This window comes from Serratia sp. 14-2641 (assembly GCF_001692375.1).
GTDB classification, from domain to species: Bacteria; Pseudomonadota; Gammaproteobacteria; order Enterobacterales; family Enterobacteriaceae; genus Chania; species Chania fonticola_C.
Genome location: NZ_LXKR01000101.1, coordinates 165,700 through 179,039, shown reverse-complemented (window position 1 = coordinate 179,039; position 13,340 = coordinate 165,700). Strand labels below are relative to the sequence as shown.

General features: G+C 52.2%; 10 protein-coding genes. All 10 read left to right on the top strand.

Translation table 11 applies throughout. The annotated features are described in order from the left end of the window. Positions 1-54: 54 nt before the first annotated feature. The 10 genes from mazG (at position 55) to A6U95_RS29050 (ending at position 13,332) form a co-directional block, all read left to right on the top strand. Positions 55-849 (top strand): nucleoside triphosphate pyrophosphohydrolase, encoded by a 795-nt coding sequence (gene mazG / locus A6U95_RS29095; protein ID WP_065687047.1) that lies wholly within the window; start codon positions 55-57, stop codon positions 847-849. A 366-nt stretch (positions 850-1,215) separates the two neighbouring features. Next, positions 1,216-2,853 carry a CTP synthase (glutamine hydrolyzing) gene (gene pyrG, locus A6U95_RS29090; protein WP_024483442.1) on the top strand — a complete coding sequence of 546 codons (1,638 nt, stop codon included), beginning with the start codon at positions 1,216-1,218 and terminating at the stop codon, positions 2,851-2,853. Between the two features lie 80 nt (positions 2,854-2,933). Continuing rightward, positions 2,934-4,229 (top strand): phosphopyruvate hydratase, encoded by a 1,296-nt coding sequence (gene eno / locus A6U95_RS29085; RefSeq protein ID WP_024483441.1) that lies wholly within the window; start codon positions 2,934-2,936, stop codon positions 4,227-4,229. A 629-nt stretch (positions 4,230-4,858) separates the two neighbouring features. After that, positions 4,859-5,392, top strand: a complete 534-nt coding sequence (locus tag A6U95_RS29080) for a fimbrial protein (RefSeq protein WP_065687046.1) — start codon at positions 4,859-4,861, stop codon at positions 5,390-5,392. A 138-nt stretch (positions 5,393-5,530) separates the two neighbouring features. Continuing rightward, positions 5,531-6,259, top strand: a complete 729-nt coding sequence (locus tag A6U95_RS29075; protein WP_065687045.1) for a molecular chaperone — start codon at positions 5,531-5,533, stop codon at positions 6,257-6,259. Between the two features lie 20 nt (positions 6,260-6,279). Continuing rightward, positions 6,280-8,844, top strand: coding sequence for a fimbria/pilus outer membrane usher protein (locus A6U95_RS29070; protein WP_083196491.1), 2,565 nt, complete (start codon positions 6,280-6,282; stop codon positions 8,842-8,844). A gap of 53 nt (positions 8,845-8,897) precedes the next feature. Further along, a complete protein-coding gene (locus A6U95_RS29065) occupies positions 8,898-10,211 on the top strand; it encodes a fimbrial protein (RefSeq protein WP_024529812.1) in 1,314 nt (437 codons plus the stop codon). A gap of 4 nt (positions 10,212-10,215) precedes the next feature. Next, on the top strand, positions 10,216-10,959 hold the full coding sequence (locus A6U95_RS29060) for a molecular chaperone (protein ID WP_065687044.1): 744 nt from the start codon (positions 10,216-10,218) through the stop codon (positions 10,957-10,959). A gap of 33 nt (positions 10,960-10,992) precedes the next feature. Beyond that, the gene (locus A6U95_RS29055; RefSeq protein WP_065687043.1) at positions 10,993-11,847 is read left to right on the top strand and encodes a hypothetical protein; all 855 of its coding nucleotides are present in this window, start codon (positions 10,993-10,995) and stop codon (positions 11,845-11,847) included. Positions 11,848-12,141: 294 nt separating this feature from the next. Further along, complete coding sequence (locus A6U95_RS29050; protein WP_065687042.1) at positions 12,142-13,332, top strand: FAD/NAD(P)-binding oxidoreductase; 1,191 nt, start codon at positions 12,142-12,144, stop codon at positions 13,330-13,332. Positions 13,333-13,340: the final 8 nt, after the last annotated feature.

The window sequence follows — 13,340 nt, the reverse complement described above, 5'->3', positions numbered from 1 at the left end:
CTTTTTTGCTTAAGGGCTCAGCATGCTGGGCCCTTAATTATTCAGAGACTCAACATGATCCAACCAACACCACTGCAACGCCTGCTGACCATTATGAAAACCCTGCGCGATCCGCAGGTGGGTTGCCCGTGGGATCGTAAGCAGACCTTCGCCACCATCGCGCCTTACACCCTGGAAGAAACCTACGAAGTGCTGGACGCCATTGAGCGCCAGGACTATGCCGAGCTGCGTGATGAACTGGGCGATCTGCTGTTCCAGGTGGTGTTTTATGCCCAGATGGGGCAGGAGCAGGGGCTGTTTGACTTCGATCAGGTGTGTAACGCCATCAGCGACAAGCTGGAACGCCGTCACCCGCATATCTTCGGTGAGGCAGAGGCAGCAGACAGCGCGGCGGTTTCCGCCCGCTGGGAGCAGTTGAAGGCGGGAGAACGGGCAGAGAAAGCGCTGCACTCGGCGCTGGATGATATTCCCAACGCCTTACCGGCGCTGATGAAGGCTCATAAAATCCAAAAGCGCTGTGCCGCGGTCGGCTTCGACTGGAACACCTTGGGGCCCGTCGTAGGCAAAGTGTATGAAGAGCTGGATGAAGTGATGCACGAAGCTCAGCAAGCGGTGGTGGACGAACAGAAGCTGGAAGAGGAAATTGGCGATCTGCTGTTTGCCACGGTCAATCTTTCCCGCCATCTGGGGCATAAAGCGGAAAAGGCGTTGCAGGTGGCCAACCGCAAGTTTGAACGCCGCTTCCGCCAGGTTGAGGAGATCGTGCAAAGCCGCGGTCTGACAATGCAGGAAGCTACGTTGGAGCAGATGGAAGAGGCCTGGCAGCAGGTAAAACGCCTGGAAAACTAATTGCTCATCGCGTTGTCCTAACTGTGTCGCTTGTTTGATCGGCGACAATATTTACTCAAGCTGAAACGGTTAAGCTCGGGGTTGTGGATTGCTGAATCTGGTTTAACCGGCAGAAAAGCTCAACAAACTGAAATCTAAGGTGTTTTATTGCATCCAAAGTCGGTTTGTACGCGGTTTTTTACGCTAACCCATTGTTTCTAAAAGGCTCTAAAACGGGGGCCGAACGATTAAACCGGGATGAACTCACGAGGGTGGTTGAGATGATGGCAGGTAAAACGATCGTTTGTAGGTCAAGAGAGGTTCGGGTATACTACTTTCCCGTCTTGGTTCTTCCATCGTCTTTAAACCTAAACTCTCAGGTTCAGCATGACAACTAACTATATTTTTGTAACCGGCGGGGTCGTATCCTCTCTGGGTAAAGGCATTGCCGCAGCCTCCTTGGCGGCTATTCTTGAAGCCCGTGGCCTCAACGTTACCATCATGAAACTGGACCCGTACATCAACGTGGATCCGGGCACCATGAGCCCGATTCAGCATGGGGAAGTTTTCGTCACCGAAGACGGGGCAGAAACCGATCTGGATCTGGGTCACTACGAGCGCTTCATCCGTACCAAAATGACGCGTCGTAACAACTTCACCACCGGGCGTATCTACTCCGATGTGCTGCGCAAAGAGCGCCGTGGCGACTACTTGGGTGCCACCGTACAGGTGATCCCACATATCACCAACGCCATTAAAGAACGCATTATCGAAGGCGGCGAAGGCCACGATGTGGTGCTGGTCGAAATCGGCGGCACCGTCGGCGATATCGAATCCCTGCCGTTCCTGGAAGCCATTCGTCAGATGGCCGTCGAAGTGGGCCGTGAGCACACTCTGTACATGCATTTGACGCTGGTGCCATACCTGGCTGCCGCGGGTGAAGTGAAAACCAAACCTACCCAGCATTCGGTAAAAGAGCTGCTTTCCATCGGTATTCAGCCAGATGTGCTGATCTGCCGTTCCGATCGCGCAGTTCCTGCTAATGAACGCGCTAAAATCGCCCTTTTCTGTAACGTACCGGAAAAAGCGGTTATCTCCCTGAAAGACGTTGATTCCATTTATAAAATCCCAGGCCTCTTGAAATCTCAGGGCTTGGATGATTATATTTGTAAACGATTCAGCCTGACACCGCCGGAAGCTAATCTGGGCGAGTGGGAGCAGGTGATCTACGAAGAAGCCAATCCAGGCGGCGAAGTGACCATCGGGATGGTCGGCAAATATGTCGAACTGCCAGATGCTTACAAGTCGGTGATCGAAGCGCTCAAGCACGGTGGCTTGAAAAACCGTCTGACCGTCAACATCAAGCTGATCGATTCGCAGGATGTTGAAACCCGCGGCGTTGAAGTGCTGAAAGATCTGGATGCAATCCTGATCCCTGGCGGCTTTGGCTATCGTGGCGTGGAAGGCAAGGTGATGACCGCACGCTACGCGCGTGAAAACAAAATTCCTTATCTGGGCATTTGCCTGGGTATGCAGGTGGCGTTGATGGAGTTTGCGCGCAACGTGGCGGGTATGGAAAATGCTAACTCCACCGAATTTGTGCCAGACTGTAAGTACCCGGTTGTTGCATTGATCACCGAGTGGCGTGACGAAGACGGCAACGTCGAAGTCCGTACCGAAGAAAGCGATCTGGGCGGCACGATGCGCGTCGGTGGCCAGCAATGCCACCTGACCGACAACAGCCTGGTGCGCAAGATGTACGGCGAGCCAACCATCGTGGAACGTCACCGTCACCGTTACGAAGTCAACAACATGCTGTTGAAGCCGATCGAAGCCGCGGGTATGCGTGTGGCAGGTCGTTCTGCGGATAACAAGCTGGTTGAGATTATTGAATTGCCTGATCATCCGTGGTTTGTGGCCTGTCAGTTCCATCCGGAATTTACGTCGACGCCGCGTGATGGACATCCGTTGTTCGCTGGCTTTGTCAAGGCGGCTGGTGAGCACCAGAAGCGTCAGGTGAAATAAGAGTTTTAGTAAGCAACGCGCGGCCAAAACCGCGCGTTGTTTGTCTGGAGTTTTAGTTTAACTTGTCTGAGGAAAACCTAATGTCCAAAATCATTAAAGTCATCGGTCGTGAAATCATCGACTCACGCGGCAACCCAACTGTTGAAGCCGAAGTTCATCTGGAAGGCGGTTTCGTCGGTCTGGCTGCAGCGCCGTCAGGTGCTTCTACCGGTTCCCGTGAAGCACTGGAACTGCGTGACGGTGACAAGTCTCGTTTCCTGGGTAAAGGCGTACTGAAAGCCGTTGCCGCAGTAAATGGCCCAATCGCTCAGGCGGTTGTGGGTAAAGATGCCAAAGACCAGGCTAACATCGACAAGATCATGATCGATCTGGACGGTACCGAGAACAAATCCCAGTTTGGTGCTAACGCCATCCTGGCTGTCTCTCTGGCTGCTGCCAAGGCCGCCGCTGCCTCTAAAGGTATGCCGCTGTATGAGCACATCGCTGAACTGAACGGCACTCCAGGCAAATTCTCTATGCCATTGCCTATGATGAACATCATCAACGGTGGTGAGCACGCAGACAACAACGTCGACATTCAAGAGTTCATGATCCAGCCTGTTGGCGCTAAAACTCTGAAAGAAGCCGTGCGTATGGGTTCTGAAGTGTTCCACACCCTGGCTAAAGTGCTGAAGTCTAAAGGCATGGGCACTTCTGTTGGTGACGAAGGTGGCTACGCGCCAAACCTGGGTTCTAACGCCGAAGCGCTGGCTGTTATCGCTGAAGCGGTAAAAGCGGCAGGCTATGAGCTGGGTAAAGACATTACTCTGGCGATGGACTGTGCAGCGTCTGAATTCTACAAAGACGGCAAATATGTTCTGGCCGGCGAAGGCAACAAAGCCTTCACTTCTGAAGAGTTCACTCACTTCCTGGAAGACCTGACCAAGCAATACCCAATCGTGTCTATCGAAGACGGCCTGGACGAATCTGACTGGGATGGTTTCGCATACCAGACCAAAGTGCTGGGCGACAAAATCCAGCTGGTGGGCGACGACCTGTTCGTGACCAACACCAAGATCCTGAAAGAAGGCATCGAGAAAGGCATCGCTAACTCCATCCTGATCAAATTCAACCAGATCGGTTCTCTGACCGAAACTCTGGCTGCAATCAAGATGGCGAAAGACGCGGGCTACACTGCGGTGATCTCTCACCGTTCAGGTGAAACCGAAGATGCTACCATCGCTGACTTGGCGGTAGGTACTGCGGCTGGCCAGATCAAAACCGGTTCTATGAGCCGTTCTGACCGCGTTGCTAAATACAACCAACTGATCCGTATCGAAGAAGCGCTGGGCAACCGCGCACCGTTCAATGGCCTGAAAGAAGTTAAAGGTCAGTAATATTACGGTTTGATTCGTTACCGAATCAGTAAGCAAACGGAGAGTGCCGTAAAGGTACTCTCCGTTTTTTTATGCCTGTGTGAAATGGATTCACCAATCTGCACCCTAACGCAATAATGGATTTAAGATTTTACTTGGGCTGCAAAAGAAATTATTTCAGGGTTAATAGTCCTGTTTGGGGAGATATTTTTCTGCCCGCTGACGCAAGTTTTGATATCGGACTGGTTACTTAGTAATCAATAATGACCTGGTCAATGATATTAAATTATTAAAATGTTAGGAATAATCCTAACTATGGATAATACCCCTAAAAAGACCCATATGTTTCAAAATATTTCATATAATGACAAGGTAATTCAGTTGCGTTTTTAACTTGTTGATATTTATTGATTTAATTTTGCAATAACGCCGGTTTAATAAGTGTAACTAAATGTAAGTTCAATCTATTGTCTACTCTCGCTACGAAAAAATAGTTGTTAAGAAAAATCTTGGTTTGCTAGAATAATCTCACATGTCCACAGGGCGTCTGAGAAAGATAGTGTGACATGTTTATTTTTAGTGAGTTTAAGCCAGTAAATAATTACTGCCAGGACTGCTTTATTGGAAAAAGTAAATTAAAAGGATTTCTTATGAAAATCAAAATGATCTCTCTCGCTTTAATTGCATTCTCAAGCACCTCCATGGCAGATTCAGCCAATACAGTGCAATTCAAGGGTGAAGTTAGTACCCAAACCTGCTCGGTTAATATTAACGGCAATGAAGCCAACCCTGTGGTGTTACTGCAGACGGTTGCGGCCAACTCGCTCGCTACCAAAGGTGCCACCGCTGGGGAAACGACCTTTACCGTTAACGTAACCGGTTGTACTACCGCAGCCAGCGACACCTCCATCAAAACGGTATTTGTGGGGAATAACACGACCACCAATGGCAACCTGGGTAACACTGGTGATGCAACCAAGGTTTCCATTCAACTGTTGGATAGTGATGCCACCACGCCATTGAGCTTTGCTACGGGTTCAACGGCCACCACCAGCGCAATGACGCTGGCAACCGGCGCGACATCAACGTCGCAGGAACTGGTTGCCCGTTATTATGCCGAAGAGGCTGGGGTGACTGCAGGTTCAGTGATCGCCACGGCACAATATGCGATTACGTATAAATAACACTCTGCCGCTCTAGGTTGTTTCCGCCACCGGGCTCAAGCCTGATGGTGGGAAATAACCTGTTACCCATAATAACGCCAGCACTGCCCTAAACGCTAAGGGGTGCTGGGTTATTAGTCTTGTTGACTGGTCTCTCTTATGGCGTATACCACACGTACCTTTTCTTGTTGGGCGGCATTGCTGTTCAGCCTGACATTGTTGATTGTCGATAGCGCAGCTGCCAGCGTCACCATGCTGGGCAACCGGGTGATCTACCCCGCTCAGGCGCGCGAAAAGACGCTGCAGTTTACCAACGATGATGCTGCTCCGGCGCTGATCCAGGTCTGGCTTGATATTGATAATGACAAGTCGACGCCGGAAACGGCCGATGCCCCCTTTATCGCATCGCCACAGATTTTCCGGATGAATGCCCATAGCGGGCAAATGGTAAGGCTGATGTACACCGGGAAAGGCTTACCGACTGACCGCGAATCCCTGTTTCACCTTAACTTCCTCCAGGTGCCAGCCGTCAAACAAAGCGAAACGGATAAAAACAAGTTGGTGCTGTTGGTCAGCAATCGGCTGAAGGTGTTCTATCGGCCCGAAGGGCTGCCGGGAGAGGGTAATCAGGCGGGCAAACAGTTGCGTATCCAGCGTAATGGCAATGCACTCCAGGTCAGTAATCCCACGCCTTATTACGTCAGCATCAGCTATGCCAAAAGCGGCAATAAAAACCTGCATATTGAACCGGCCGATATGGTCGCGCCTTTTTCGCAGGTGAGTTGGCCGCTAGGTTCGGCGTTCCCTAAAGGGAAGCTGAAAGTGGTGCTCGGCGTTATGAATGACTATGGGGTAGAGGTTCCCGTAACGCTAGAGACGCCGCACTAAAAAAGGACAGGGAGGTCCTGATGTCGTTGAAAAACTATCCCACATTTCCGTCTCTGCTATCAACGTGCTGCCACTATGGCCTCTTTTTGCTCTCTCTGGGCGGGATCTCCCTGGCACAAGGCGCGACGGACGACTACGCCTTCGACGCCGATTTACTGCGTGGCAGCGTTTTCAGCAGCACGCAACTCGAACAGTTCAACCAACAGGATCTGGTAACGCCGGGCAATTATGAGGTCGAGCTGTTTACCAACGGTGTATTTGTTGAACGCAGCCAAATCCGCTTTGTTCTGGGCGACGATCGCCGCGTATTGCCGTGTTTTGAGCAGCAACAGCTGGAGCGCCTTGGCCTAAAGGAAGTGCCGGCGGTGCCTGCAGAAGGCTGCCTGCAACCTGGACGCGATCTTAAAGACATTCAGGTTCAGGCCGATATGTCACAACTAAGATTGGATCTCAGCATTCCACAGAGTTTGCTGAACCATAAACCCCGTGGCAGCGTCAGCCCTGGCAGCCTGAGCAGCGGTGAATCGATGGCGTTTTTCAACTACAACGTTAACCAATATCACGTCAACTACCGCCAGGGGCAGACCAAGGACCTCAACTCCACCTTCGCCAACCTGAATGGGGGTTTTAACCTGGGGCTATGGCGTTACCGTCAGCAATCCAGCTTCCGCTTTGATAATGAGTTTGGCAGCCATTGGGACACCAGCCGCCGCTATGTCCAGAGGGCGGTACTGCCGTTACGCAGTGAGGTTTTGCTGGGGGAAGGTTTTACCGACGGCCATTTCTTCGCTGGGCTGGGGTTTCGCGGCGTCCGGATGACGTCGGACGATCGTATGCTGCCGGACTCGCTGCGAGGTTATGCTCCCGTGGTGCGCGGTATTGCCAACAGTAACGCCAGAGTGACCGTATTTCAGGGTAAAAGCCAACTGTATGAAACCACGGTGGCCCCTGGTCCCTTTGCGATTGACGATCTGTTTGCCACTAACTTCTCCGGTGACCTGACGGTGGTGGTGACAGAGGCCGATGGTAGCGTCAGCACCTTCACCGTGCCATTCTCTGCCGTTCCCCAATCCATGCGCCCCGGATCCTCACGCTATTCGGCGACTCTGGGGAGATCGCGCTTTATCGGCGACAACGACCTGTTCAGTGAGCTGACCTGGCAGTATGGATTGAGTAACTCGGTGACGTTTAACGCGGGTAACCAGTTGGCTGATGGCTATCAGGCCTTGATGCTGGGTGGGGTCTACAGTAACTCACTGGGGGCTTTTGGCCTGGATAGCACTTTTTCCCATGCCAGCCTGCCGGAAGGCACAACCTCGGGTTGGATGCTGCACCTCTCCTATAGCAAAAGCTTTACCCCAACGGATACTACGCTTTCCATCGCCGGGTATCGTTACTCCACCGAAGGATTTCGTGATTTGAGCGATGTGCTCGGCGTACGTCAGGCAGACAGCAGTGGACAAAGCTGGCAATCCGATTCCTATCGCCAGCAGTCGCGCTTTGAAGTTGCCGTCAATCAGGGGATCGGCTCATTGGGTAACCTGACGCTGTCAGGCTCTACCCAGGATTACCGCGATGGGCGCGGCCGGGATAATCAGCTACAGTTGGGGTGGGGCAAGGTGTTTGGCAACGGCGTCGCGTTGAACCTTTCGGTGACGCGTACCCGTAGCCTGAACGGCAACAACAGCGCCTATTACGACGGCAGCCAACCCTATGTGAATACCAATGATTTCGCGAGTACCAATACCTCGCAAACCGTTAGTTCGCTCTCGGTTTCCTTTCCTCTTGGTCGCTCTTCTTCTGCACCAACGGCATCGTTGTTCTCTAACCATAGTCAGGGGCAGGGAGGGAGCTATCAAGCGGCGATCTCGGGCAACGTGGGGGAGACACAGCAGGTCGGTTATGGGCTTAATTTCACTACCGACGATAATAACCATAACAGCATCTGGGGGGGGAACCTGCAAACCCGTCTGCCTTATGCCAGTGCTACCGGCTCGGTTTCAGCATCCAGCCAATATTGGCAGGGATCGGCTGCGCTGCAGGGGGCTGTGGTTGCCCATCGCGGTGGGGTCACGCTCGGGCCTTATGTTGGGGATACCTTTGCCCTGATTGATGCCCCTGGTGCTCGTGGTGCGCAAGTGATGGATGGGCAGGGCGCCCGTGTCGATCGTTTCGGCTATGCGCTGGTTCCTTCGCTGGTGCCCTATCATTTCAATACTGTGGCTCTGAATCCGCAGGGGATGAGCAGCAAGGCAGAATTGGAAGATGGGCAACAGCGCGTGGCACCTTTCGCAGGAGCCACGGTGCGAGTGCACTTCAAGACGATACGGGGTCAGGCTGTGCTGATCAAAGTTCAGCGGCCGGATGGCAGTATAATCCCGATGGGTACCTCGGTCTTTGATGAGAACAATAACGATGTCGGCATGGTTGGCCAGGCTAATCAGATCTATCTGCGCAGTGATAAACCGCAAGGGAAATTGACCTTACGCTGGGGAGAGGGGGCGAATGAACGATGCAGTCTGCCCTATAAATTACCCCCGGAAAGCGATGAGCCGCTCCTGCTGCTGAAGGCGACATGCCGCTGATTCACCGATTATTCACCGGAGGTTATTCCATGAAGTTATTTTCACTGCTACGGTTGGCGCTGTTGGGGAGCCTACTTGCTGGGATCAGCTTACCAGCGGCGGCCAGATGTACCCGTGTTTCGCCAGCCATCGATTCCGGTTGCGACGCCTGTGGCGTCGGTGTCGGCCTGGGGCGTATCAACCTGACCAGCACTTACCTGCAGCCCGTAGGCACGCCGCTGGGCAGTAGCGTGTTTGATTTCACCTCCGGCGTCCGTTACCCGGATCCGAACAAAGTCTTGTATCAGTGCGATACCAGTGACGTCGGGCAGATTTTTGAAGTGTTTGCCACCAACGGTGATGACCGGGTAGGGGGCTATTATGATTTAGGGGCGGTGGACGGCAACCCCAATTATTATGCCACCTACTTTCCCTATGTCGGCATTCGGCTAACCCATCTGGATTCGGGCAAGGTATTTACCCGTTACTGGCAGGCAACGCCGATCACCCGCTACGCCACGGTGGGTGACAAGATCCAGATCCGGGTCAAGGATTTCAGCCCCATCCGGGCAGATCTGATCCGCATCAGTTCGCTCCCTGGCCGTGGTGCCAGTAACTACTGTGGTTACAGTGCGTCTAATCCGCTGAGTGGCATGGCTTCAACCACCGGTAATTCGAACTATACTTGCATCCAGCCTAATGGCTATGTGACCTTCCAAGGGCCCGGTATTGCGTCTGATCCTATCGGTAGCGATTCTGCCACCAACTATTCGACCTGGGGAACTGGGCGTTGGAACGCGATGGGGATGGGAACGTCGCCGATTTCTTCCCTTTCTTATACCGCCACCTGTGTGGCACGCAACGTCACGCCGCTGGTGATCTTGCCAACGCTTTCCGTCGGCCAATTAACCGCAGGGCGAACTTCTCAGGCCCAGTTCACCATCAATATTGAATGTGATAATGCAGCCGTTTCGGGGATTAGCACCAATCGTACCGCCCTGGGCCTGCAAGTCCCTTATGCCAGCTTTGCTCTGGCGCAACAGCTTGGCCTGGTCAACGCCAGCGGTGGTGTAAGCTATCTGCTCTCAGACGGTTATGGCACGGACAGCAGTGTAGCGACCGGCGTGGGAATTGCGCTTTCCAACAGTAGCAACGGTACGCCAATGAACTTTGTCGGCTGGGCTCGCTGTAGTGCTGGCCAGTGCCCGCAGGGTAACAATGCGGGTTGGTACCCTGTTCTCGATGGTGCAAGCAACGGGGGCAGCACCGCGACGGGGTATACCCATTACACCACCCAGTTGACAGCCACATTATCACGCTTGCCGGGCCAGACCGTTACGGCGGGTAAGGTTGATGCCAAGGCTTACGTTTGGGTTAAGGTACAATAAGACCATGAAGAAAATCGTCTGTACGTTACTGCTGCTCGGTGGTTTGTTACCCGCAATGCTGGCTCAGGCCGGTATTATTGCCTCCGCGACGCGAGTGATTTTTCGCGAGGGCGATAATGAAAAAAGCTTGATGCTCCTCAATACCAACGAATACCCGATCGTGGTGCAAACCTGGGTAGACGATGGGGATGTCAATGCGGCACCCGAACAATCAACAGCGCCTTTTGTCAGCCTGCCTGCGGTATTTAGCATGCAGCCCAAGACCATGAAAGGGCTGAGGCTGATTTATAACCAGCAGTCTCTGCCAACGGATAGGGAATCGGTCTTCTGGATTAATCTGTACGAAATCCCACCGACGCGCCCGGTGATCCCCCCGCTACAGCCTAGCGTGACCATGGCGATGAACACCCAGATGAAGATATTCTATCGGCCCAAGGCGGTGGTCGCGGCCGAGAAGGATGCGCCTAAGCCGGTGTTCACCCTGAAAAAGGAAGATAATCATTACGTCTTGCAGTGCGATAACCCGTCGCCGGTTTATCTCTCTTTTTCCCGTCTTGCGCTGCGCATTGGCCAGCAGGATTATCCGGTGCAACAAGAGAGCGATATGATGACACCGCCTTACGGCAGTAAGAAGTATCGGATTAATGATATTGTTCAATCAGGGGCTATCTCTTCAGCGATGGTCAACGCCGCCATTATCGACGATCAGGGTAATGCAGTCGATCAGCAATATGCCGTACGGAAATAACAGACCGCACTTTGCGTCCAAATAGAGAATAAGATGATACCCAATAAATATCAGGTCGAACTTGAATTGGAAGAACGAGCCACCAAGATAAGAAGCTCTGGGCAGTTCCATCAGGCGATAATTAAACATGGCGTGATGATAGATGAAACCTATCGGAATCATCCCATGTTCTACAAAATCATCTTTCGTAACAGCCGCTTTATTATCTGTTCGACTCTGCTAGCCATTTATTACAACCAAAGCGAGGCAGCCCTGAAGGATGTTAAAGCCTTTTTTAAAGGCAAAGATATTATCAGCGAGAACGCGTTGGATTCGTTTCTGTTCTTCCTGCGCGTTGGGCGCTGGCTAGAGGTCAAGAAGGACGATCAAGACCGGCGCACGCTGTTGTTTAGGCCTACCCCGAATGCCCTGCGCCAAACCCATGAGCTGGTTTCCTCGATGGCATTGCCCTATCAAACGTTAGCCCCCGAGATCCCGGTTGCCGACCTGCTGGATCAGAGCTGGTTTTTACCTGCATTCTTCAAGGTTTACGGCCAACTGATGATACAGGAGATCTATCTGAACGATCTGGTACCACAGGCCGCATTATTTATTACTAAAGATGCGGGCCATATGGTGTTGCTGATGCTATTTATGGAAAGTATCCGCCACAATTCCCACATGCTGTTTTTGTCCTCGGCGGAGATCGCCAAGTTTAGCTCGGTGTCCCGTACGCATATCAATCGGATCCTGCTGGCGGCGGAAAAATCGGGCCTGCTCACCACCAAAAATAACGTGCTGATTGAGTTAAATAGTTCGTTTATTGAGATGGCAGAGCGCTACTTTAGCCTATATATGGCGATGGTGGGTTATAGCCTTGATGGAGCATGTCAGCAGCATAATATCTAGGTCTGCCAGGAAAGCCACCGTAGTGATATAGCTGCAATATGAAATTTATAGCATTTAACTAATTAGCATGGTATTTGTTTTGTTTTCAACTTTTATAACGCCATGATTTTATTGGTGTAATAAAAATCCTATTTTTATATTCCTTTTTGCTATGTCTTATAGCTGTTAGCTACTAGACTCTTAATTCTATCAGGGAATTATCTGTTTTCCCCCTCGATTAAATACCTTAAATAGAGCCTATGGAATAATGCCATTGGCTATCGTACTTTATTGCATACAGACTGAGAGGTTGGAATGCGAAGTAGGATAATTATCGTAGGTGGTGGTACGGGAGGTACCATACTGGCCAATCTTTTGGCCGCCAAGTTACATCGGGAGGTTATCAATAATCAGGTTGAAATCATGATGATTTCTGACTCACCGGTGCATTATTACAAGCCCGCGTTTATGTATGTCGCCTTTAATGCTTTTTTCAAACAAGAACTGACCAGGCCACAGCAAAGCCTATTACGGCCAGAGATACAGTTTATTGTTGATAAGGTTGAACAATTCGATTTATCCCAGCGTTGTATTTATACCCGCAGTGGCAATAAATATCACTACGACTTTTTAGTCTTTGCCACCGGCTGCGTACCCTGGCCTGAACAAATTGAAGGATTGGCCCAGGCAGGCGATCACTTTTACCAATATCAGGCGGCTCGCCAGTTGGCGCAAAAGTTGGCCACTATTGAGAAAGGGCGCATTTTTATCACGGTGTCGTTCCCGCAAACGCCCAACGTACCGCACCAATGTGGTATAGCCCCGATAGAAACCACCCTGATGCTGGATGACTACCTGCGGCGGCGCGGGGTGCGTAACAACGTTGAAATTGTTTATACCTACCCGACCATTTCACAGCTCCTGCGTAACTGCCTGTTCCTGCAACGCCCCACCGGCGAGGCTCTGCCCAGCATATTTGCGGCCCGCGATATCAAACATCAGCGCGGTTTTACCCTAAGCAAAGTGGATAGCGAACGGCGCATTGCCTATTCCACCGAGGGCGACGAACAACCCTTCGACATCCTGATGGCTACCCCGCCGATCCGTGCGGTGGAAGCGGTGCGCAACACCGGGTTGAGCGATATCGATAACGGCGAAGGCTGGCTGCCCACCGATCACCAGACGCTGCAGGTTTATGGGCAGCCGGGCGTTTATGTGATTGGCGATACCGTCGATCTGCCGGTCAGCAAGGCGGGCGGTTCCTGCCATAACCAGGCCCCGGTGATTGCTGACAATATCGTCGCGGAACTGCGCTTAGGCCAGCCCCATACCCATTACGACGGAAAGGTACAGGCCATCGCCCAAATGGGACTACAGGCCGGTATGCCGTTGGTTTACGACTATCGCCATGACGTGATCCCCACACCTGCCACTAAGCTGGGCGGCATGCTGCGCAACGGGTTTAACCGTGGCCTGTACTGGGCCACCGTACGCGGACTGATTTGAACGGAGGA

Bases quoted from the DNA above. Each gene is read 5' to 3' on its own strand.
- eno (WP_024483441.1), top strand. From the start codon at position 2,934: ATGTCCAAAATCATTAAAGTCATCGGTCGTGAAATCATCGACTCACGC.
- A6U95_RS29075 (WP_065687045.1), top strand. From the start codon at position 5,531: ATGGCGTATACCACACGTACCTTTTCTTGTTGGGCGGCATTGCTGTTC.
- A6U95_RS29060 (WP_065687044.1), top strand. From the start codon at position 10,216: ATGAAGAAAATCGTCTGTACGTTACTGCTGCTCGGTGGTTTGTTACCC.
- A6U95_RS29070 (WP_083196491.1), top strand. From the start codon at position 6,280: ATGTCGTTGAAAAACTATCCCACATTTCCGTCTCTGCTATCAACGTGC.
- A6U95_RS29080 (WP_065687046.1), top strand. From the start codon at position 4,859: ATGAAAATCAAAATGATCTCTCTCGCTTTAATTGCATTCTCAAGCACC.
- pyrG (WP_024483442.1), top strand. From the start codon at position 1,216: ATGACAACTAACTATATTTTTGTAACCGGCGGGGTCGTATCCTCTCTG.
- mazG (WP_065687047.1), top strand. From the start codon at position 55: ATGATCCAACCAACACCACTGCAACGCCTGCTGACCATTATGAAAACC.
- A6U95_RS29050 (WP_065687042.1), top strand. From the start codon at position 12,142: ATGCGAAGTAGGATAATTATCGTAGGTGGTGGTACGGGAGGTACCATA.
- A6U95_RS29055 (WP_065687043.1), top strand. From the start codon at position 10,993: ATGATACCCAATAAATATCAGGTCGAACTTGAATTGGAAGAACGAGCC.